19 protein-coding genes and 2 tRNA genes are annotated in these 20,228 nt (G+C 70.5%); 4 read left to right on the top strand and 17 right to left on the bottom strand.

What is annotated here, in order from left to right:
- Positions 1-69: 69 nt before the first annotated feature.
- From RL72_RS14070 to serS, 7 genes are all read right to left on the bottom strand, one after another.
- Positions 70-2,634: a S8 family peptidase gene (locus RL72_RS14070; protein WP_045251646.1), complete on the bottom strand. Its 2,565-nt coding sequence runs from the start codon at positions 2,632-2,634 to the stop codon at positions 70-72.
- The gene (locus RL72_RS14065; RefSeq protein ID WP_045251500.1) at positions 2,627-3,598 is read right to left on the bottom strand and encodes an AAA family ATPase; all 972 of its coding nucleotides are present in this window, start codon (positions 3,596-3,598) and stop codon (positions 2,627-2,629) included. Before RL72_RS14065 ends, RL72_RS14070 begins: the two co-directional genes overlap by 8 nt.
- Before the next feature lie 410 nt (positions 3,599-4,008).
- Positions 4,009-4,100, bottom strand: a tRNA-Ser gene (locus RL72_RS14060).
- A 117-nt stretch (positions 4,101-4,217) separates the two neighbouring features.
- Entirely contained in the window at positions 4,218-5,498 is a 1,281-nt protein-coding gene (locus RL72_RS14055; RefSeq protein WP_346218195.1) for an LCP family protein, read from the bottom strand.
- Positions 5,499-5,556: 58 nt separating this feature from the next.
- Positions 5,557-5,641 (bottom strand) — tRNA-Ser (locus tag RL72_RS14050).
- A 136-nt stretch (positions 5,642-5,777) separates the two neighbouring features.
- Positions 5,778-6,617 carry an HAD family hydrolase gene (locus tag RL72_RS14045; protein ID WP_045251498.1) on the bottom strand — a complete coding sequence of 280 codons (840 nt, stop codon included), beginning with the start codon at positions 6,615-6,617 and terminating at the stop codon, positions 5,778-5,780.
- A complete protein-coding gene (gene serS / locus RL72_RS14040; RefSeq protein ID WP_045251497.1) occupies positions 6,614-7,918 on the bottom strand; it encodes a serine--tRNA ligase in 1,305 nt (434 codons plus the stop codon). Before serS ends, RL72_RS14045 begins: the two co-directional genes overlap by 4 nt.
- A 59-nt stretch (positions 7,919-7,977) precedes the next feature.
- On the opposite strand from serS, the gene RL72_RS14035 reads away from it, so the two are divergent.
- Complete coding sequence (locus RL72_RS14035) at positions 7,978-8,973, top strand: diacylglycerol/lipid kinase family protein (protein ID WP_045251496.1); 996 nt, start codon at positions 7,978-7,980, stop codon at positions 8,971-8,973.
- Between the two features lie 6 nt (positions 8,974-8,979).
- Here RL72_RS14035 and RL72_RS14030 read toward each other — a convergent pair whose 3' ends face one another.
- The 4 genes from RL72_RS14030 to RL72_RS14020 all read right to left on the bottom strand — a co-directional run bounded on the left by RL72_RS14030 (position 8,980) and on the right by RL72_RS14020 (position 12,012).
- Positions 8,980-9,687 carry a hypothetical protein gene (locus RL72_RS14030; RefSeq protein ID WP_045251495.1) on the bottom strand — a complete coding sequence of 236 codons (708 nt, stop codon included), beginning with the start codon at positions 9,685-9,687 and terminating at the stop codon, positions 8,980-8,982.
- A 101-nt stretch (positions 9,688-9,788) separates the two neighbouring features.
- Entirely contained in the window at positions 9,789-11,249 is a 1,461-nt protein-coding gene (gene cls / locus RL72_RS14025; RefSeq protein ID WP_045251494.1) for a cardiolipin synthase, read from the bottom strand.
- A gap of 136 nt (positions 11,250-11,385) precedes the next feature.
- Complete coding sequence (locus RL72_RS20130) at positions 11,386-11,562, bottom strand: hypothetical protein (protein ID WP_169748240.1); 177 nt, start codon at positions 11,560-11,562, stop codon at positions 11,386-11,388.
- Positions 11,563-11,655: 93 nt separating this feature from the next.
- The gene (locus RL72_RS14020) at positions 11,656-12,012 is read right to left on the bottom strand and encodes a winged helix-turn-helix transcriptional regulator (RefSeq protein ID WP_045251493.1); all 357 of its coding nucleotides are present in this window, start codon (positions 12,010-12,012) and stop codon (positions 11,656-11,658) included.
- 94 nt (positions 12,013-12,106) lie between these two features.
- Between RL72_RS14020 and RL72_RS14015 the strand changes: the two genes are divergently transcribed.
- Together RL72_RS14015 and RL72_RS14010 are read left to right on the top strand one after the other, a co-directional pair.
- Positions 12,107-12,961 (top strand): SDR family oxidoreductase, encoded by an 855-nt coding sequence (locus tag RL72_RS14015; RefSeq protein WP_045251492.1) that lies wholly within the window; start codon positions 12,107-12,109, stop codon positions 12,959-12,961.
- A gap of 162 nt (positions 12,962-13,123) precedes the next feature.
- The gene (locus RL72_RS14010; protein ID WP_045251491.1) at positions 13,124-14,275 is read left to right on the top strand and encodes a DUF4192 family protein; all 1,152 of its coding nucleotides are present in this window, start codon (positions 13,124-13,126) and stop codon (positions 14,273-14,275) included.
- A gap of 20 nt (positions 14,276-14,295) precedes the next feature.
- On the opposite strand, the gene lysS is transcribed toward RL72_RS14010, so the two are convergent.
- The 6 genes from lysS to folK form a co-directional block, all read right to left on the bottom strand.
- Positions 14,296-15,834 carry a lysine--tRNA ligase gene (gene lysS, locus RL72_RS14005; RefSeq protein WP_045251490.1) on the bottom strand — a complete coding sequence of 513 codons (1,539 nt, stop codon included), beginning with the start codon at positions 15,832-15,834 and terminating at the stop codon, positions 14,296-14,298.
- Positions 15,835-15,933: 99 nt separating this feature from the next.
- Positions 15,934-16,641, bottom strand: a complete 708-nt coding sequence (locus tag RL72_RS14000) for a DUF2520 domain-containing protein (protein WP_045251489.1) — start codon at positions 16,639-16,641, stop codon at positions 15,934-15,936.
- On the bottom strand, positions 16,638-18,422 hold the full coding sequence (locus tag RL72_RS13995) for a PH domain-containing protein (protein ID WP_082072405.1): 1,785 nt from the start codon (positions 18,420-18,422) through the stop codon (positions 16,638-16,640). Before RL72_RS13995 ends, RL72_RS14000 begins: the two co-directional genes overlap by 4 nt.
- A 2-nt stretch (positions 18,423-18,424) precedes the next feature.
- Positions 18,425-19,123, bottom strand: a complete 699-nt coding sequence (locus RL72_RS13990) for a PH domain-containing protein (RefSeq protein WP_082072404.1) — start codon at positions 19,121-19,123, stop codon at positions 18,425-18,427.
- Positions 19,086-19,598: a DUF3180 domain-containing protein gene (locus tag RL72_RS13985; RefSeq protein WP_045251488.1), complete on the bottom strand. Its 513-nt coding sequence runs from the start codon at positions 19,596-19,598 to the stop codon at positions 19,086-19,088. The genes RL72_RS13990 and RL72_RS13985 overlap by 38 nt, the downstream gene beginning before the upstream one ends.
- Entirely contained in the window at positions 19,595-20,005 is a 411-nt protein-coding gene (gene folK, locus RL72_RS13980) for a 2-amino-4-hydroxy-6-hydroxymethyldihydropteridine diphosphokinase (protein ID WP_428838629.1), read from the bottom strand. The genes RL72_RS13985 and folK overlap by 4 nt, the downstream gene beginning before the upstream one ends.
- Positions 20,006-20,125: 120 nt before the next feature.
- Here folK and RL72_RS19575 point away from each other — a divergent pair.
- Positions 20,126-20,228: dihydroneopterin aldolase (locus tag RL72_RS19575; protein ID WP_346218196.1), on the top strand; the 103-nt coding region annotated here is incomplete at its 3' end.

The following is a 20,228-nucleotide window of genomic DNA, read 5'->3' as shown; positions in this document are numbered from 1 at the left end:
GGGCACGCTGACTTGCGCGCCCGAGCTGACGCCCGCCATCCCTCAACAGCGATGCGGAACGCGGCGATCTCAGCCGGCGATCTCTGTCGCGATCGGGACACGCAGCTGGTTCGCAATCGGTGTGTAGAGGTCGATGTCTTGCTCGCCGGTTTGCAGCGAAAGGAGCAGTGCGTATCGGACGGGGAGGTTCTGTCGGTCCTGCCGCCCGTTGTTCTTCCACCAGCCGCCGACCGGGTACACGGCGACGGAGTTGCACCGCGCCAATTCAGCGCCGCTCCCCCACCATTCGTCTTGATGGAGTGATCCGAGACTGCGCTGGTTCTGGCCCACGAGCCACCGATCGGTCGTGGTCGCGGTGCGAGACGACCCGTCTTCATCAACTTGCGCGTCCCGGTTGATCCGCGCGATGAATTGCTGCTGGGTCTCCAGCGCCCCTTGGAGGTCGAAGCGGAGCGCGTGCGACGCGTAGGCGTACCGCTGCCGCCAGCCGCGGCGCGAGGCCGAGGGCTCGATGAAGTACGACAACGTCAGACGCAGGCGCACGTCGGTGGCGCCGAGCTGCTCGAGAACCGCGGAAGGCCACGGGAGGGTGTGCAGCCGGAAGCGGCGCATGCGATAGTCGTCGCCTTCAAACGGCGTGAACTGGTCCTGGGACACCAGGGTGACCGCCTGGCGGGAGGAGTTCAGCACGGCGTCTTCCGTGGGTACGCCCCATCCATAGCGGCGGAGAAGCTGGAGGCGACCGCGCTTCGACTGTTCGGAGGTGATCTCGCGCGCCATCGAGGGTGTCCACTCGGCGGAGTGCGTCAGCAAACCGCGAATCGTCTCCGGCCAGTAGATCGGATATCGATCCATCGCGAGCGCCGCGAGTCTGGCCGCCTGGGCGGTCGCCGCGCTCGTGGCGTTGGCAGAGGTGAGCGCGAGATCGTTCGACGTCGCGGTCGATCTCAGCGAGAGCAGTGGATGCTTCGGCTCAAACCCCTGGGCGCCGTCGCTGAGGACGTTGCCACCTTCGAGGCAGATGTCGGGCTTGATCGGCCACTTGCGCTGGTTGAACATCACTGACGTTCTGCTGTGGGGCGACAGTTCGCCGGCAGCGGCGAGTACGTCCCAGCCAGCGTACTGCGGATCTTGTGGAGCATCGGTCATCTCGGTGTAGGCGCCGACGGTCAACGCGTTCCATGCCTGCGCGGGGTCTTCGACAGCAGACGTGTCTGATTCCGTGCGATGGTCGAGCGTGTACTGGTCGACGTTTCCGGCCGCGACGACAATGAGTCTGGCCGAGTCCGAGTCTGGCGCGGAGACGAGTTGGAACTCGTCTCCGACGCGCACGGAATCGGTTCCGGCCGCGAGCGCGTCGACGGCGGCGGACCAGAGGGTCGGCTCGCCGGGGTTGTCAGGCCGCGTGCTCAACGTCAGACAGAAGACTCGACGCCGCGGGTTGGCAATCTCTGGTGTTGAGACTGCTTGGACGGTTGCCGTGCCGTAGTCGACGGGGTCAATGTGCGCTTCGCCATGGCCCGGAGTCATCCGTACGGACTCGAGGCGGTGCCGGAGTTGTATGGTGTCGCGGCTGAGCAGGTGCGGATCGAGGTTGCCGTAGAGGGCGAGTCCGGCCATTGACGTGCCGTGTCCCTGCGGATGGACGTCGTTGCCTGAGGCGCCAAGGATCGTGTGGTGGTCGGTTTCAGCGAGGGAGTCCCTCAGGAGGAGGTGAGCGCGGAAGACGCCGGTGTCGAGGTGGCAGACGGCGGGAGCGTGATCGGGTGCGGGCTCGATCCGGTCCGCGAGGTCTTTGACGTACTCGATCTGTTCGGTGACGGGGAGGTCCTCGACGGTGTCGATAAACTCGGGGCGACGAATCTCGGCGATCGGCACGCTCGTGAACGGGAGCACTTCGAGCTGCTTCCAGGTCGCCTCGACCCACACGACGATACGATCGCGCATGACGATCTTACGCGGGAGGGAGCGCAGGTCGTAGGCGGTCAAGAAGCCCTGCAACGTGTCGACATGCGGGTTCGTGGAGTCCAGCCACAGTTCCCACCAGTGCACTGCGGAGTTGGAGTCCGGGTCACCGTCCGAAGTCCACAGGTCCGCGAGGATTGCCGAGCGGATGCGGGAGATGTTCGCGATCAAGGACTGATTGGCGGGGTTGCCCTCTGCGGTGCTCCATCGTGCGGAGTCTGCTCGGGTCGAGAGCTTGGTGAGGTAGTCCTCGAAGAGCTTGAGGAACTGCGCGCGATATGCGTCCGCGACCCAGATCGTCGCCTGCTCCGGAGTTGTCTCAGTCGCGGGTCGGACGGACAGCAAGAGCCACTTGGGACGCTTGGGCGTCGTGCGGTGACGGCTCATGCTGCTCAGCCGGTCGACCTCGATCGGGTACGCGGCGTCCGTTCCTTCGAGCACGATGACACTGCCCAGGGCGCGCAGTTCTTCCTCGCTCACGCTGACCGAGGCGCGTTCGCGGTCGATCTCCGACAGTGTGCGGTCGAGTTCGCCGCGTAGTTGCAGCCCATGGGCGCGATGCTCGACAGGTCGAACCTTGGGGTTGCCTTGGCCTCCGCGATTGAAGTCCGTGCTCGCGGCACGCTCGACGACGAAAAGGTGATCGAGGTGCGGCAGCGCGTTAGCCAATGCTGGCCGTCCGACGGGCCTGGAGCGCGGCAACCAGATCCTCACGAGTCACGTGAGGCTCGCCTCGCATCAGTGCAGCTTTCGCCGCGCCTTCCGCAGCTTTGACCAAGTCGGCGTGGCTCAGTCCGTCGGTAAGCGCGTTGAGCTTGGCCAGACTCGTTCCGGCGAGCAGGCTGCCGAGGCGCGCTCGGATGACCGTGCCGGCCTGGCGGGCGTCGGGTAGCGAGTACGTCAGGATCGCATCGAACCGGCGGAACAGGGCGCGGTCGAGGATCGAACGGTGGTTGGTCGCGGCGACGACGATAGATTCTGGGCTCGCATCTTCGAGGAAGACAAGGAAGGAGTTCAGGATGCGTCGCGCCTCGCCGACATCGTTGCCCGACCGGTCGGCGCCCAACGCGTCGAACTCATCGAAGAGGTACACGCCGCGGCGTTCCGCAACGGATTCGAACACGGTTCGTAGTTTGCTCGCCGTCTCGCCCATGAACTTGCTGAGGAGGCCGTCCAAGCGGATCGTGAACATCGGCAACGCCAACTCGGTCGCCAAGACCGACGCAGTCATTGTCTTCCCGGTCCCTGGCGGTCCTTCCAGGAGAAGCCGGTGCGCGGGGGCGAACCCGTGGTCGAGTAGCGCCTTCCGTTGCCGTTGCTCAGCGATGACCTGCTTGATCTGGTCCACGATCCCTTGCGGAGCGACCAGTTCCCTCAGACGCACGTTCGGTTGCGTCGCCTCGACGAGTTCAGCCAGATCACCGCGGGCTTGCGGCAGGGCCGTCAAATTACTCGTGGCCGACCGCGATTGCCGCGACGAGTCGACGGCCTTCTTGATGTCGTCCGCGAGGACATGATGCCCCTGACGCGCCTCACGAGCAGCTATCTGCAATGCGACCGAATAGAAGGAGGCATCGTCGCCCGACGCATGGCTACGCACCATCGCAGTGATGTGTTCACCCAGTCCAGCCATGTCTCCTCCTTCCACCCACGATAATCGGCCGCCGCCTGCGTGAGCCGGAGGCTTGTTCCTTCATCGTAGGGTGCCACGGACCTCCGACGCCGCCAAGCTCGCGGAGACCGCCAGGCTCTGGCAGGAGCCGATCTCAGCGCCGGGAGGTAGTAGGCCGCACAGCTGCCGGGTGCAGTCCCTAAGCCCCTCAGGTTTGACACCTCGGAGGACACCACCCCTGCGGCGAGGTGCGCGGTGCCGCGAACCATGTATCGAAACCGCATGAATACGCAGCCAATCGCCAATGCAGCGCGAGCCCACACTCCCCCGCGGTCACCCCAGGGGAGTCTGCGTGACCATTTCTCACGCCAAATGACGGCTTGGCAGAGCCGGACAGAAGGGAAGAAAAACCTCACTGACCAGGGAATTCATGGCGGAGACGGAGGGATTTGAACCCTCGGTCCCCTTGCGAGGACTCCACCTTAGCAGGGTGGTGCACTAGGCCTGACTATGCGACGTCTCCAGATGTCCGGCTCGCCGAACACCAGGGACCATCCTAACGGACGCTTCGGGATGCTGCGAACCGACCGCCGAGTCGTGGCCAACCGGGCAGCGGCGTGCAGGGGCGCCCCGGTAGACGTCAGCCGGAGAAGCCGTTGCCGTTCGAGCAGGTCTGCTGCGCGGCGGACTGGCCCGAGATGTTCTTCGACAGCTCGACGGGGCCCGAGGTGGCGCCCGGGGTGGGCGTCGCGGACGGGTCGGTCGTCGCGCCCTGGCCCGCGCTCGGGTCCGTCGCCGGATCCGTCGGCGCGGGAGTCGCGGAGACGACCGCATCGCTGCGCTGTCCGGTGACCTGGATCGGCTCATTCGCGGCGAGTGCGGCCCAGAGCTGGTCGGCGCTGTCGTAGTCCGGGACGACCTTGTTCGGGTCGTCGGGGTCGGTGAACACCGGGTAGTTGACGAAGTTGATCTGGTCCAGCGGCACGTCCTTCATCGCCAGGGCGATCTGCACGAGCAGCGTCGGGCTGGTCAGGGTGGTGCTGGGCGTGACGTTCGACATCACGGTGTTCGCGAGCTTCAGCAGCGTGCCGGGGTTTCCGAGCACCTTCGCGGAGACCATCTTGCGCGCGAGCGACGACATGTACACCTGCTGGTTGCTGCCGCGACCGAGGTCGCTGCCGTCGCCGACGCCGTGCCGCGTGCGCAGGAACTGCAGCGCCCAGTAGCCCTGCAGCGTGTGGGTGCCCGCCTCCAGGTTCAGCCCGGTGTCGGGGTCGGTGATGCCGTTGGCGACGCACACGTCGACGCCGCCGATCGCGTCGGTGACCTTCATCACGCCGCCCCAGGTGATCTTCGCCGCGAACTGGATGTCGAGGCCGGAGAGCTTGCTGATGGTGCGGGCCACGCAGGCGAGGCCGTTCTTGGGCCCGCCGGTCTCCAGGGTCGTGTTGATCGCCTGCTTCGAGGCCGGGCTCGTGTCGTTCCCGTCGGAGTCGATGCACGACGGGATCGGAACCATCAGGTCGCGCGGGAACGTGATGACGGTCACGCGTCGCGGGCTGTCCGAGATGTGCAGCAGCAGGTTCGTGTCGTTGCGCTCGCCAGCGTTCTCGGGATCGGAGCAGCGGTCGCCGAACTCGGCCGCGAACTCCGGCTCGCAGGCGTCGCTGCCGACGAGCAGCATGTTCACGCCGCCCTTGATCGCGCCGATGTCCGGCGGCACCGACGACTCGCCGTCGAGCGTCACCGCCTTCGCGACGTAGGTGTGCGTGAGGTCGTAGCCCACATAGGCCGCGACGCCGACGCCGGACACCAGCACCACGGCCATCGCGATGCCGAGGACTTTGAGGAGCTGGCTCCACGCACTCGGGCGGCTCAGCTGCCCATGCGCCGCGACCGGGCGCCGGGTTCGGGACGTCACGCTCACTCGATGCCTTTCACGGATCTGCGGGGGAATCGCGCCACCCTGCGCTCACTCGCGGAGAGTGTGGGATTCGAACCCACGGAGTATTGCTACTCACTGGTTTTCAAGACCAGGTCCTTCGGCCGCTCGGACAACTCTCCCTCGGTGTGCCTGCGCACGCCGATCAGGCGTCGAGTCTAACGGAGAACACGGTCGCGCCCGGTGAGCGCTCCCCCATTGTGCCGCGACCGCCTGGGCGACCCCTGAGTGAATGCCCAGGTCACCCCTGGGAACGGGTCAGCCCGCCGCGGGCACCGAGAGCACGATGCGCTCGATCGCGGCCGCGAGTCCGCCGTCCTCGACGTCGTCCGTGACCTCGCTCGCCGCCGCGATGACCTCGTCGGGCGCCTGTCCCATGGCCACCGCCCGGCCGCCGATCCCGCGTGCCCAGGAGAACATCCCCAGGTCGTTGCGGCCGTCTCCGGCGACGAACACCCGGTCTCCCGCATCGCCGCGCGCCTCCTGAACCCGCGCGAGCGCGGTGCCCTTGTCGACGCCCCGCGGGGCGATGTCGAGCCATGCGGTCCAGCCGATCGCATACGACACCTCGTTGAGGCCCGCGTCCTGCACGAGCCGGTGGAAGTCGTCCTCGTCGTGCCCCGGGGAGACGACGACCACGCGCGACACCTCCTGGGCGCCGAGCTCGGCGAACTCGACCTCGCGTCCGCCGTCCAGCGTCCAGTCGTCCAGCTCCGCCGTGTACAGGCGCTGACCTGATCCGAGCTCCACCATGTACCGCGCATCGGGCAGACGCTCGTGCAGCAGCTCCAGCACCGCGGTCGGGTCGAACGTCTCGACGTTCCAGCGCTCGTAGCCCTCCGCGGCCGGGCCGCCGGTCACGTCGTCCTTCCGGCGCATCGTGACCGCGCCGTTGGAGCACACGACGTACTCCGGCCGGATCGCGAGGGCGTCGAGGAAGCGGTGCGTCCCCATCCAGCTGCGCCCGGTGGCCAGCATGACCTCGTGCCCGGCGTCGCGAGCGCGGGCCACGGCGTCGACCACGCCCGGGCTCATCGTCTCGTCCTGCAGCAGGATCGTGCCGTCGATGTCGAGGGCGATGAGCCAGGGCGACGTCATGCGTCCGCGCCCGCGGTCTCCGCGCCGAGCGGCCGCAGCACCTCGAGCCCGCCGAGGTACGGCCTCAGCACCTCCGGCACGCGGACGGATCCGTCGGCCTTCTGATGCGTCTCGAGGATCGCCACGATCCATCGGGTGGTCGCGAGGGTTCCGTTCAGCGTGGCCACGTGCTGCGTCTTCGCGGCTCCCTCGGCCGCCTCCGGACGATGCCGGATGTCGAGCCGCCGCGCCTGATACGTGGTGCAGTTCGACGTGGAGGTCAGCTCGCGGAACGCGCCCTGGGTGGGCACCCACGCCTCGATGTCGTACTTCCGCGCCGCACTGGATCCGAGATCCCCGGCGGCGACGTCGATCACCCGGTACGACAGGCCGAGCGCAGTGAGCATCTCCTCCTGCAGCGCGACGAGGCGCAGGTGCTCCGCCTCCGCGTCCTCCGGAGTCGTGTAGACGAACATCTCCAGCTTGTTGAACTGGTGCACGCGGATGATCCCGCGGGTGTCCTTGCCGTAGGAGCCGGCCTCGCGGCGGTAGCAGGTCGACCAGCCCGCGTAACGCAGCGCACCGCGCGACAGATCGACGATCTCGCCCATGTGGTAGCCCGCGAGGGCGACCTCGCTCGTGCCGACCAGGTAGAGGTCGTCGTCCTTGTCCAGGTGGTAGACCTCGTCGGCGTGCTTGCCGAGGAAGCCCGTGCCCTGCATGACCTCCGGCCGCACCAGCGTGGGCACGATCATCGGGGTGAAGCCGGCGGAGAGCGCCTTGTCGAGGGCGAGGTTCATGAGGGCGATCTCGAGGCGCGCACCGATGCCGGTGAGGAAGTAGAAGCGGGCGCCGGAGACCTTCGCCCCGCGCTCCATGTCGATCGCGCCCAGCAGCTCGCCGATCGCGAGGTGGTCCCGCGGCTCGAAGTCGAACGTGGGGGTCTCGCCGACGCGGCGCAGCTCGACGAAGTCGTCCTCGCCGCCGGCGGGAACGCCGTCGATGACGATGTTCTCGATCTGGGCGAGCGCCTCGGCGGCGGCCTCGGAAGCCTCGTTCGACGCGGCCTGCGCCTGCTTCACGCGCTCGGCGAGGTCCTTCGCCTGAGCGACGAGGGCGGCCTTCTCCTCCTTCGGCGCCTTCGCGACCTCCTTGCCGAACGCGTTCTGCTCGGCGCGCAGCTCCTCGAACGCGGAGAGCGCCGCACGACGCGATCGGTCGGCCTCGATCGCCGCGTCGACGGTGTCCGGCGCGTTGCCGCGCGCGGCCTGGGACTGACGGACGAGCTCGGGCTCGTCGCGGAGAAGGGCGAGGTCGATCACCCGTCAAGTCTAGGGCGTCGCACGGCGGGCCCCCGTGGGCCGCGGACTAGGCTGAGCGCATGGATGACGACGCCGGACGCCCGCGCGCCGCGCTCGTCGTCAACCCGGTGAAGGCCGATGCCCCACGGCTCGTCGGCCTGCTGCGCTCGCTGTCCGCCGACGCCGGCTGGGACGAGCCCCTGGTCCTCGAGACGACGGTGCAGGATCCCGGTCAGAGCGCGACGCGCTCCGCGCTGGACCAGGGCGCCGCGGCCGTGCTCGTCGCGGGCGGGGACGGCACCGTGCGCGCCGTGTCCGAGACGATGGCCGGCACCGGCGTCCCCCTCGCGATCGTGCCCAGCGGCACCGGCAACCTGCTCGCACGCAACCTGGGCCTCGCCCTCGACGCCCCGTCCGCCGTGATCGACGCCGTGTTCCGCGGCGACCGCCATCCGGTCGACATCGGCTGGGCCGAACTGACGCGTGCCGACGGCGAGGTGAAAGAGCACGGCTTCGTCGTGCTCGCCGGCATCGGCCTCGATGCGCACATGATCGCGAACACCCGCCCGGGGCTGAAGAAGTCGGTCGGGTGGGTCGCCTACGTCGACGGCGCAGCGCGCTCCCTGCCCGGCGCCAAGCCGTTCCGCATCATGTATGCGGTCGAGGACCGCCGGCTGCACTCCGTCAAGGTGCACAGCATGCTGTTCGCCAACTGCGGCGCCCTTCCCGCCGGCATCGCGCTCATCCCCGACGCGTCGATCACCGACGGCGACCTCGACGTGGCGGTCATCCAGGCGCGCGGACCCTTCGGTTGGCTGGCGGTGTGGCGCACCGTCTGGTGGCAGAACTCGGTGCTGCGCCGCAGCAAGGCCGGCCGGCGGATGATCGAGCTCACCGGATCCGGCAGCTCGATCCATTATCTGCGCGGGCGCGATGCCGAGGCCGCGACCACCGAGCCCGCGCCGGTCGAGCTCGACGGCGACGAGTTCGGCGAGGCGGTGCGGATCCGCTGCCGCATCGACCCCGGCGCGCTGCTCATCGCGGTGCCGCCGGGGCACGTGATCAGCCCGGCGTGAGCCGGGTCAGCCCAGGACCTTCACCTCGCCGTCCAGGTTCCCGCCCTTGAGCGTGAGCGTGTAGTCCGACGGGTCCGTCGGCGGGTTCACGCCGAGCACGGTGAGCCGGGGCACGTAGTCCATGGTGCAGGGCTTGGTCGCGTCCGCCTGGAACGTCACCGTCGCGCCGGCCTTCTCCTCCGCGAGGTCGGAGACGACGGGAGGGCAGGTCGAGGATCCCCAGGTCAGCAGCACGATCCCGGTCGACGAGAACCAGCCGGCGCTGGGCTTGCCCTGCGTCGATGCGCCGAGCGCGCTGCTTCCCGCCAGCGTCAGCCGCCCCTGTGCGCCCGCGCCGTCGAACGCCACCGTCACGTCCTTGGACGCGTCGATGCCCTCGGGCACCGCGACGTACGTCGCCCGTGGCGCGAAGTCGGCCGTGCACACCGCGTTCGGGTCCTGCTCGGCGAGCGTCACGGTGACCGTCTGCCCTTCGGCCTTCACGTCCTGCACGGCCGGCGTGCAGGCGAGCGAGGAGGAGCCGAACGTCACCAGGCCGATCCCGTGGCCGCCGTCGAGCCAGGCCGCGGAGGGGTCGGTGGACGGCTCCGGCGCCGAAGTCGCCTGATCCGTCGGGATCGGCGCGTTCACGGGTTCGAGCTGCGCGCACGCGGCCAGCACGAGGGACATCGAGGCGGCGAGCGCCGCGGCGGTCAGAGCGGTGCGGATCCTCATGGGCTCATGCTATCCAGGCGCGCGCGTCCGGGCTATGGGCCGCGCACCCGCCCTCCTGACCACTGCAGCGAGCCTCCTGACTACTGCAGCGAGCCTCCTGACTACTGCAGCGAGGAAGTGAGGCGGGCCAGGTTGTCGAGCACGGTCGACCGCAGCGGCTGCTGCAGCCACTCCTCGAGGGTGAGCTCGCGGCTCAGCGCCCGGTAGTGGTCCTCCACCGCGCGCACCTCCTGCACGAACTCCTCGCCGCGCACGAGCATCGAGATCTCGAGGTTGAGACCGAACGAGCGCATGTCCATGTTGCTGGATCCGATGACGGCGATGTCGTCGTCGATCGTCAGGCTCTTGGTGTGCAGGATGTAGGGCTTCCGGTACATCCAGATCCGCACGCCCGCGCGCAGCAGCGCCTCGTAGTAGCTGCGCTGCGCGTGGTACACGACGGCCTGGTCGCCCTCCTCCGAGACGAACAGCTCGACCTGCAGACCGCGGTCGCAGGCCGTGGACACCGCGAGCAGCAGCGCCTCATCGGGCACGAAGTACGGACTCACGATCATGATCTTGCGCCGTGCGCCGTAGAGCAGGCCGAGGAAGAGCCGCAGGTTGTTCTCCGCCTCGAAGCCGGGGCCGGAGGGCACGATCTGGCAGTCGAGGTCTCCGGATCCTCTGCCCAGGGGGATGAAGTCGACGGTCTCGGGCACGGTGTCGGTCTCGCTGTACCAGTCGGAGAGGAACACCGCGTTGACGCTGGCGACGACCGGGCCGTCGACGCGGACCATGAGGTCGACCCAGTGCAGCCCGCGCTTGATGTTCTTGGGCAGGTTGTAGGTCGAGTCGGTCACGTTCTGCGACCCGAGGAAGGCGACCTCGCTGTCGACGACGAGGAGCTTGCGGTGGTTGCGCAGGTCAGGGCGCTGGGTGCGCCCCTTCAGCGGCTGCACCGGGAGCATCAGATGCCAGTCGGCGCCCATCGCGTCGAGGCGGCGGATGGTCTGCTTGTACCGCGGCTTCCAGCGGTTCGCCCAGTGGTCCAGCAGCACGCGCACCGGCACGCCCCGCGCGGCGGTCTCCTCCATCGCACGGAAGAAGTTGTCAGTGGAGGCGTCCGACTGCAGGATGTAGAACTCCACGTGCACGTACTTCTGTGCACTGCGGATCGCGTCGGCCATCGTGTCGAGCGAGGTCTGGTAGTCGGAGATGAGGTGCGCGCCGTTGTCGCCGGACAGGGGCAGTGCGCCGAGACGCTGGTTCATCCCGATGAGCGATCCCAGCCACTCCGGGGTGCCGGGACGCGGGGTGCCGAGATGCAGATCCTTGGTGACCTCTGCGATCGTCTCGTTGATGAGCTCCTGCTTCTTGCGCCGTGCGCGCGGCAGGCGCGGATTCCCGATCAACAGGAACAGCAGCACCCCGATGTAGGGGATGAAGTAGATGGCCAGGAGCCAGGCCGTCGCGGCGGTGGGACGACGGTTGCGGGGCACCACGATGATCGCGATCACGCGGATCGTGATGTCGACCGCGATGCCGAAGGCGACGATCCACCAGGGCCACGCATCGGGCGTCATGCACGTACTCCTGAGCCGGGGTGCGCCGCCGATCGGCGACTTCGTCCCACAGTAGCGGCTGACGCGGACAACGCCCGGAGGCGGCTCATCGCCGGACGATCGGTCGGCGGCGCTCCCGGACGCGCTCAGCGGCGCGTCAGGAGGCGCGGGGCGGAAGGCCGCGGGCGGCGCGCTCCTCGGCCTCGATGCGCGCGTGCGTCTGCCGCTCGGTGCGGTCGAAGCGCAGGATCCCCCGCAGCACGAACCAGAACACGACGCAGACGACGATCGTGGGAATCACCGACCAGGCGGCCGCCACCCAGAACTCGTCCATGCCTCGATCCTACCCGCGGGTCCGGTGCGCCGGCTGAGAGCGGCGGCCGCCGCCCTGCTCCCGGGCGCACCGGCGGTCGGATGCGGCGTGGGGCTAGACCATCTCTTCGGCGTGCTCGGCGACCCAGGCGACGAGCGGGAGCATCCTCTCCATGAGGTCGCGCCCGAGCGGGGTCAGGCTGTACTCGACGTGGGGCGGGACGGCGGGGAGCGACTCGCGGTGCACGAGGCCGTCCGAGGCGAGCGTGCGCAAGGTCGACGCGAGCATCTTCTCGCTGATGCCGTCGACCTGACGGCGCAGCTCGCCCCAGCGCAGGGTGTCGTCCGACAGCGCCGAGAGCACCAGGACGCCCCACTTGCTCATGATGTGGTCCAGGACGACGCGGGTCTGGCAGCCCTCTTCGAAAAGCCGGTCCTGAGACGACCGGATCTGCGCAAAACTAACCGTCATGTGGGTACCTTACCGGAAAGTGGGTACCTCTCTTCGGGAAGGTGACGGATCCACGAGGCGTTGCGAGGAGCGAACCCTCTAGGAAAGGAACGCCATGACCATCCTCGTCACCGGTGCCACCGGCAACCTCGGCCGCCTCATCATCGACCGCCTCCTCGCCCGCGGCGTCGAAGCGTCGAGCATCCGAGCGGGCGCGCGCGACATCGCCAAGGCGTCCGACCTCGCGGCGCAGGGCGTGCAGGTCGTCGCACTCGACTACGACGCGCCGGAGACCGTCGCGGCGGCGGCCGCCGGGGCGGATGCCGTGATGCTCGTCTCGGGCAGCGAGGTGGGCAAGCGCGCCCCGCAGCACCAGGCCGTGATCGACGCTGCGAAGAACGCGGGCGTCGCGAAGCTCGTCTACACGAGCGCCCCGAAGGCGACGACCAGCGATCTGGTGCTCGCGCCGGAGCACAAGGCCACCGAGGAGGCGATCGCCGCCTCCGGGATCCCCGCCGTCATCCTCCGCAACAACTGGTACACCGAGAACTACGCCGCGGACGTCGCGCGGGCGAAGGAGACCGGCGTCATCGCGGCCAGCGTCGGCGACGGTCGGATCGCCTCGGCCAGCCGCGTCGACTTCGCGGAGGCGGCCGCCGTGGTGCTCACGGAGGACGGCCACCTCGGCCAGGTCTACGAGCTCGGCGGCGATGTCGCCTGGACTTTCGACGAGCTCGCCGCCGCGGCAGCCGAGGTCACCGGTCGCGACGTGCGGTACACGCCGCTGAGCACCGAGGAGCACGCGGCCGCGCTGGAGGGCGCGGGGCTGGACTCCGGGACGATCTGGTTCGTGACCACGCTCGACGCGGACATCCGCCGCGGCGACCTCGCCGAGACCGACGGCACGCTCGCGCGCCTGATCGGGCGCCCCACCACGACGCTCGTCGACGGGCTGCGCGCCGCCGCCTGAACGCCCGCGGGGGCCGGCGCAGCCCGGCCCCCGCGGCACCGTACGCCGCGCCACGGCCCGGGCGACTCCCGATCGGTCCGCACAATCGGATCCGGGAGGGTTCTTTCCCCCGTTCCGTTCCTGACGCGGAATCGGATCCGACGGGGTGCCGATCGTGGATCCATGACAACGATCGTCCACGCCGCGGGCGCCGCCGAGCTGCTCGCCGCCATCCCCGTCCTCACCGGCTTCACGCCCCGCGATTCCGTGGTGCTGCTGCCGTTCCGCCGCTCGCGCACCGCGGGCGCGCTGCGCTTCGACCTCCCTCCGACCGGCGACTCGGACGCCGGGGGCGTGCCGTCCCCCACCGTCGAGCAGTTCGCCGCGACCGCCCTCGGGCTCGTGCGCCGGATCCCCGAGGCGGACGGCCTCGCGATCGCCGTCTATGCCGACAGCACCGAGCAGGCGGCGACCGGTGAGGGCCCGCCGGTCCCCGACCTGGTCGGTGCACTCCTCCGCGAGGCGGTCGCCCGCGGGCTTCACGTCGTCGAGGCGCTGCACGTCGGCGCGAGCGCCTGGCGCGACTACCGGGATCCGCTGGCGCCTCCGCATCCGCTCGCCGAGGTCCCCGCGCCTCCCCCTGTCCCGGGGTTCGCCGGCCCTGCGCCGGATCAGTTCAGCGGCACGGACCTCCCCGAGCCCGGACTGTTCGCCACGGAGTCGGTCGGGAGGGCGCTGATCTCGCTGGAGCGGGTGCTGGGCCCGGCCGGACCCCGGCGCACACTCCCGACCGCCGTCGACCGCGTCGATCCGCGAGCACAGGAGACGGCCGCCCTGCTCGACGATCTGCCGTCCTTCCTGGAGGAGCTGCTCGACGCGCCCGAGACGCCGTCGCCGTTCGCGGCCGCCGCGCTGATCTGGATCCTGAACCGTCCCGCTCTGCGCGACGTCGCCCTCGTGCAGTGGGCGAGCAGCATCGAGCACGGCGACCGGGCGCTGGCGGCGCAGCTGTGCCACACGGCCACCGGCCGCGAGGTTCCCGTCGACGTCGGAGGGATCCTGATCGGGCACGGACCGCGCCCCGACCTCGACCGGCTGGGGGTGGCGCTGACCCTGCTGCGCCGTACGGTCGCGCTCGCGCCGCGGCAGGCCCGGGGCGGCCCGCTCGCGGCGGTCGCGTGGCTGTCGTGGGCGACCGGTCGCTCGACCCACGCCGTCCGATACCTGGATCAGGCACAGGAGGTCGAGCCGGGGCTCACGTTCGCGCAGCTGCTGCGCGCCGTCATCGACGCCGGCGTGCTGCCCGACTGGGCGTTCCGCACCGCCGCATCATGAGAGCGCGACGGCGCAGCGCGTCACTTCACGAGCGGGAAGAGGATGGTCTCGCGGATGCCGAGGCCGGTCACGGCCATGAGCAGGCGGTCGATGCCCATCCCCATGCCGCCGGTCGGCGGCATGCCGTGCTCGAGGGCACGCAGGAACTCCTCGTCGACCCGCATGGCCTCGAGGTCGCCGCCCGCGGCGAGCTTGGCCTGCTCGATGAAGCGCTCACGCTGGATGACCGGGTCGACGAGCTCCGAGTAGCCGGTGGCGAGCTCGAAGCCGCGCACGTAGAGATCCCACTTCTCCACCACGCCCGGGATCGAGCGGTGATCGCGCACGAGCGGCGAGGTGTCGACCGGGAAGTCCATGACGAAGGTCGGCCGCTCCAGGCCGCCCTTGACGAAGTGCTCCCACAGCTCCTCGATGAGCTTGCCGTGGGTGGCATGCGGCGGGACCTCGACGCCGTTCGCCTCCGCGAAAGCGATGAGCTCGGCCACCGGGTCGGACGGCGTGAACGTGCGCCCCGCGGCCTCGGACAGCGAGCCGTACATGGAGATCCGGTCCCACTGGCCGCCCAGGTCGTACTCGGTGCCGTCGGCCCAGGTGACGAGCGTGGAGCCGGCGACGGCGATCGCGGCGTTCTGGATCAGCTCCTGCGTGAGATCTGCGATCCCGTTGTAGTCGGAGTAGGCCTGGTAGGCCTCGAGCATCGCGAACTCGGGGCTGTGCGTGGAGTCGGCGCCCTCGTTGCGGAAGTTGCGGTTGATCTCGTAGACGCGCTCGATCCCGCCGACGACGGCGCGCTTGAGGTAGAGCTCCGGCGCGATGCGCAGGTACAGCTCCGTGTCGAAGGCGTTCGAGTGCGTGATGAACGGGCGTGCCGAGGCACCGCCGTGCTGCACCTGCAGCATCGGGGTCTCCACCTCGAGGAAGCCGTGGCTCGTGAAGGTCTGGCGCAGGCTCGCGTTCACCGCGGCGCGGGCGCGCACGGTGCTCCGCGCCTGGTCGCGCAGGATCAGGTCGAGGAAGCGGCTGCGCACGCGGCCCTCCTCGCTGAGCTCGCCGTAGGCGTTGGGCAGCGGGAGGATCGCCTTGGAGGCGATCGCCCAGTCGTCGGCCATGATCGACAGCTCGCCGCGCCGGCTGGAGATGACCTCGCCGTGCACGAACACGTGGTCGCCCAGGTCGACGAGCTCCTTCCAGCGTGCGAGGGACTCCTCCCCCACGTTGGCGAGCGAGATCATCGCCTGGATCCGGGATCCGTCGCCGGCCTGCAGCGAGGCGAAGCAGAGCTTGCCGGTGTTCCGGCTGAAGACCACGCGTCCGGCGACGCCGACGGTGACGCCCGTCTCGGCGCCCGGCTCGAGCTCGCCGTACTCGGCGCGCAGCTGCGGGATCGTGTGCGTCACCGGCACGGCCACCGGGAACGCGCCGCCGGCGGCGTCGGCGCGATCGGCGATCAGGCGCTCGCGCTTGGCCAGTCGCACCGCCCGCTGCTCGAAGGTGTCCTCCGCGGTGGGACCCTCCGCGGGGTCGCTGCTGTCGGGGGTCGGCGCCGGCGCGTCAGTCATGGGTGGGGCTCCTCGGAAGTCGCCGACAAGTCTACCGGCGCGCGCCTGCGCTCCCGCTGCGCCGAGATCGCGCCGGGAGCCCCGCACCCGACAGCCCGGTCAGCCCAGGTCCGGAGGGGAGAGCGGATCCGGCGAGGACGCCTCGCGCAGCGCACGATCGAACGTCGACGAGACGAGCGCCGACAGGTAGCCACCGGGGTTCTCCACCCCGATGCCGCGCAAGATCCCGGTCGCCTGCCCGACGATCGATCGCGCGAACTCCGACGCGGTCGCGATCGCCTCCGCGTAGGCCGGGCGATCCGCCTCCTCGATCACCACGGGCTCGCACCCGAGCTCCACGGCGAGCGCCTGTGCGATCGGCAGCACCATCGCGGGCGCCGTCACCGCCGCGTACGACGCCTGCAGCTGCCGGAGGTCGAGCGTGGTGCCGGTGAAGGAGATCGCCGGATGCACCGCGAGGGGGATCGCCCCGCTCCGCACCGCCGGCTCCAGCACATCGGTGCCGTACGCGGGATCGGTGTGCAGCACGAGCTGCCCCGGCTGCCAGGCGCCCAGCTCGGCGAGCCCCGACACGAGCCCGGGGAGCTGGTCGTGCGGCACCGCGATCACCACGAGCTGCGCGGCGCGGACGAGCTCGGGCGGCTCCATCACCGCGACCCCGGGCAGCACGGCGGCCGTGCGGTCGGGGTCCGAGCCCGCCGTCACCCCGACGAGCGCATGCCCGGCACCGGCGAGCGCCGCACCGATCACCGGTCCCACATGTCCGGCGCCGACGATGCCGACGCTGAGCCGTCCCGCCCGGGTCACGAGGCGCGCTCCCCGGTTCCGCCGAGGCCGTTCGGAAGGCCGTGGCCCGCGGCGTCCGTGGTCACGTCCGGGACGGGGCCGCCCGGAGCGGGGACCGCCTCGGGCCCCTCCGCCCAGCGGTGCGCGCGATCGGCGGCGGCCGCCCGGGCCGCAGCTGCCGGCAGCGTGTTCAGCATGCCGAGCAGAACCTCGGCGTCCAGCCCGGAGACGCCGCCGCGCACCGGACCGATCGCGGAGTGCGCCTGCGCCTTGGCCACGCCCTGGACACGATCGATCGGGCCCTGATGCAGCGAGAAGCCCTGGATCCGCGCGAGGGGGAACACGGCCAGCTGCCGCCAGATGCGCCCGCGCCGCAGCAGCAGGGCGAAGTCCGTCAGCGCAGCGCCCTGGCGCCGCCAGGACAGCGGCCGGCGCCACCAGGCTCGGGGCGGGATCGTGGCGTACGGGTCGTCGGCCACCGGGCCGAGCACGCCCTGCTCCCAGATCAGGGGCAGCACGTCGGCAGGGACATCCGGCAGGATGAGGCCCAGCACCCGCTCCACATCGGCACGGACACCGACCGGCAGCACGATGTTGAACTGCTGCGCCTGGCTGGACTGCTGCTGCGACGCGGTCTTGCCGCTCATCCGGTTGATCCGCACCGACCACCAGCCGAAGGGGCGCCACAGCAGCGGCTGCATCACCTCGACCGCGAAGATGCGCCCGGGCGGGATCGTCTCGGTCACGGTCGTGAACAGGCCGAACGTGATCCGCACCCCGTCCGGCGTCGGCGCGATCGAATAGCGCAGCGCCCGCGCGATCCGGCTCCAGGTGACGGCGATCGACGCGAGCAGCAGCGGGATCCCCATCGCCAGCGCGATCCCGCCGGCGATCGCGCCCGCGGCCGGACCCGCATCGGCGATGACCCCGGGCAGGATCCCGATCATCGCGGCGACGAAGATCGCCCCGAACACCGCGAGCCAGACGAGGCCCGACAGCACGTGCGAGCCGACAAGGCGGCCCGCGGGGATCCGCAGCACGTGCTCGGGCGCGATGTCGTCGAGGTCAACCCCGGCGATGAGCCCGGTGACGCCTGCGTCCATCGAGGCCGCGAGCTGGGCGCGCATGGTGCGCGCCGCCGCCGGATCGGCCGCGCCCCTGGTCGCCTCCCGCGCGTGCCGCGCCCCCGAGGCCAGGCGGAGGATGTCGCTGCGCACCGACTCGGCCTTGGCGGTGGAGAGGTACTCCAGCGGGACGTTGGCGTCGTTTCCCGCGCCGTCGACCTCGAGCTTCGCCAGCCCGATGAGACGCGCGGGGAACGGACGGGTCAGGTTCACGCCCTGCACCCGGTCGAGCGGAGCTCGGCGGTGAGCGCGGAAGATCACGCCCTTGCGCACCTCGACGTGGGCGTCGGTGATGCGGAACTGGTGGAAGCGCCACGACAGCCAGAACAGCGCCACGAGCAGCACGGCGAGTCCGAGGACGCCGAGCAGCACCACGATCACGAGGTTGTTGTCGACCACCCAGTCGACGGGGTCTCCCCCGAAGGTCGGCACGTGTGCCGGCGTGACCACCGAGATGAACCACTCCAGGATCCGCTCGCGCAGGTTCGCGATCAGGTAGCCGAGCACGATGACCAGCACCAGCCCGCCCTTCATGAGCGGCGTGAGCGGGTGCATCCGGTGCCATTCGCCGTCCGCGAGCGTCGTCGCCGTGGCGGGCGACCACGACCCGGGCGGGGTCTGCGGAACGGGCGCCGCGGCGCCGGGTCCGTGCGCGCCGTGCGGCTGCTCCTCCGGCATGCTCACAGGCCCGTCCGGCGCATCTCTGCGACGTCGATCAGGGTGTCGCGCAGGGCCTCGGCCGCGTCCTCCGTCATGCCCGGGATCTCGACGCCGGTGGTCGCGGCGGCGGTGACGAGCTTGAGCTTCGCGATCCCGAACGCACGGTCGACCGGCCCGCGGGTGATGTCGACGAGCTGCATCCGGCCGTAGGGCACGGCGATCATGCGCTGCCACAGGATCCCGCGCCGGAACACGATGTCGTCAGCGCGCAGCATGTAGCCGATCGCGCGCGCCTGGCGCGGCAGGATCACCAGTTCGATGAGGATCGCGACCGCGATCACGCCGGCGGCGGTCCACGCCCACGGCCACGGCTGCGCCAGGAGCGTCGTCGCCGCGTAGGCGCCGACGGCGATGATGACGAGCAGGATCAGGCGCAGCAGCACCTCGGCGACCACGTACTTCGGCGAGATCTGGTGCCACGCCCCGTCCAGCGCCAGTGCGCCGCGCCCCGTCGGGGTGCGCAGCGCGGGATAGGTGTCCTCGTCGAGGACCGGAGCGCCGGCCGGCGCGGTGTGCGCCGACGGCGCAGTGTGCGCGGCCCCTGCGGTGTCCGCAGACGGCGCGGGGTGTGCGGACGGCGGCAGGAAAGCCGGTCCGGCGTTCTCCGTCTTCGGCGTCGCCTCAGTGCCCGGTGTCTGCGGCGGCTCGGGAATCGTCATCGTCGTCCTCCAGGCGCGGCCCGTTCTGGCCGTCGGGGTCGGGGGGCCCGTCTCCGGGCAGCAGGCAGAAGCTCTCGGCGATCACCGCCGCGATGGTCAGCACCAGCGCGGCGACGGCGGTCGCGATGATCGAGCCTATCGGCGGCGTGATCGGCCGCGAGAGCAGGTACGCGCCGAGCCCCGCGCCGAAGCCGGTGATCACGGCGCCGACCAGGCTCGAGGCGCGCGCCAGCATCGCGATCCGCACCGCGCGGAACGGATCGACCCGACGGCTCGTGGCGGAGCGGGTGCTGCGACGGATCGGCCAGGCGAGCGCGAGCACCGCGACGGCGAGCAGGACGAGGAAGATCGGCAGCACGATCGACGGCGTGAAGGTCGGCCGTCCCGCGGTGGTCAGCGCGTGGTCGATGAGGAAGCCCGCCGCCGCGCCGGCGAGCGCCAGCACGAGCAGCAGCACGGGGGAGATCCGCCTCATGAGCCGTCCTCGAGGGCGGCGAGCAGGTCGGCGACCCGACCCCGTCCCGGCAGCTCGGCATCCGGATCCACGTCGAGCCAGGGCTCCAGCACGAAGGAGCGCTCGAACGCGCGCGGATGCGGCAGCAGCAGATGCTCGTCGTCGCTGCGCGCATCGCCGTAGGCGATCAGGTCGAGGTCGAGGGTGCGGTCGCCCCAGCGCTCGGCGCGGACGCGCCCGTGCTCCTCCTCGATCGCGTGCAGCATGCCGAGCAGCACCTGCGGCGCGAGACGGGTGGTGACGATCGCGACCGCGTTGGCGAACGCCGGCGCGTCGGGATCGGGCCCGTCCGGCCGCAGGGCGACCGTGGTGAAGGTTCGGGAGACGCGCACGTCGTCGACGAGCGGCAGCCGGCGGATCGCGCGCACGGCCTCGTCGATGGTGCCGGCCGTGTCGCCGAGGTTCGAGCCGAGCGCCACGACGGCCTCGACCGGCTCCTCCTCGGGGCGCGGGTCGAGCGCCGGCAGCCGACGGCCGCGGGGCACGGCGTGTACGACCACGAGCGTGAGGACGGTCAGGACTTCGTCGTGGATCTGCGCCTGCACCTCGCGCTGCGCGCCGCCGCGGCGAGCGATGACGTCGCCGACACGG

It is taken from the genome of Microbacterium azadirachtae, from assembly GCF_000956545.1.
Classification (GTDB): domain Bacteria; phylum Actinomycetota; class Actinomycetes; order Actinomycetales; family Microbacteriaceae; genus Microbacterium; species Microbacterium azadirachtae.
This window is presented reverse-complemented; position numbering and strand designations above follow the sequence as displayed.

Bases quoted from the DNA above. Each gene is read 5' to 3' on its own strand.
- RL72_RS14065 (WP_045251500.1), bottom strand. From the start codon at position 3,598: ATGGCTGGACTGGGTGAACACATCACTGCGATGGTGCGTAGCCATGCG.
- RL72_RS14045 (WP_045251498.1), bottom strand. From the start codon at position 6,617: ATGACGTCGCCCTGGCTCATCGCCCTCGACATCGACGGCACGATCCTG.
- RL72_RS14035 (WP_045251496.1), top strand. From the start codon at position 7,978: ATGGATGACGACGCCGGACGCCCGCGCGCCGCGCTCGTCGTCAACCCG.
- RL72_RS14030 (WP_045251495.1), bottom strand. From the start codon at position 9,687: ATGAGGATCCGCACCGCTCTGACCGCCGCGGCGCTCGCCGCCTCGATG.
- cls (WP_045251494.1), bottom strand. From the start codon at position 11,249: ATGACGCCCGATGCGTGGCCCTGGTGGATCGTCGCCTTCGGCATCGCG.
- RL72_RS20130 (WP_169748240.1), bottom strand. From the start codon at position 11,562: ATGGACGAGTTCTGGGTGGCGGCCGCCTGGTCGGTGATTCCCACGATC.
- RL72_RS14020 (WP_045251493.1), bottom strand. From the start codon at position 12,012: ATGACGGTTAGTTTTGCGCAGATCCGGTCGTCTCAGGACCGGCTTTTC.
- RL72_RS14015 (WP_045251492.1), top strand. From the start codon at position 12,107: ATGACCATCCTCGTCACCGGTGCCACCGGCAACCTCGGCCGCCTCATC.
- RL72_RS14010 (WP_045251491.1), top strand. From the start codon at position 13,124: ATGACAACGATCGTCCACGCCGCGGGCGCCGCCGAGCTGCTCGCCGCC.
- lysS (WP_045251490.1), bottom strand. From the start codon at position 15,834: ATGACTGACGCGCCGGCGCCGACCCCCGACAGCAGCGACCCCGCGGAG.
- RL72_RS13995 (WP_082072405.1), bottom strand. From the start codon at position 18,422: ATGCCGGAGGAGCAGCCGCACGGCGCGCACGGACCCGGCGCCGCGGCG.
- RL72_RS13990 (WP_082072404.1), bottom strand. From the start codon at position 19,123: ATGACGATTCCCGAGCCGCCGCAGACACCGGGCACTGAGGCGACGCCG.
- RL72_RS13985 (WP_045251488.1), bottom strand. From the start codon at position 19,598: ATGAGGCGGATCTCCCCCGTGCTGCTGCTCGTGCTGGCGCTCGCCGGC.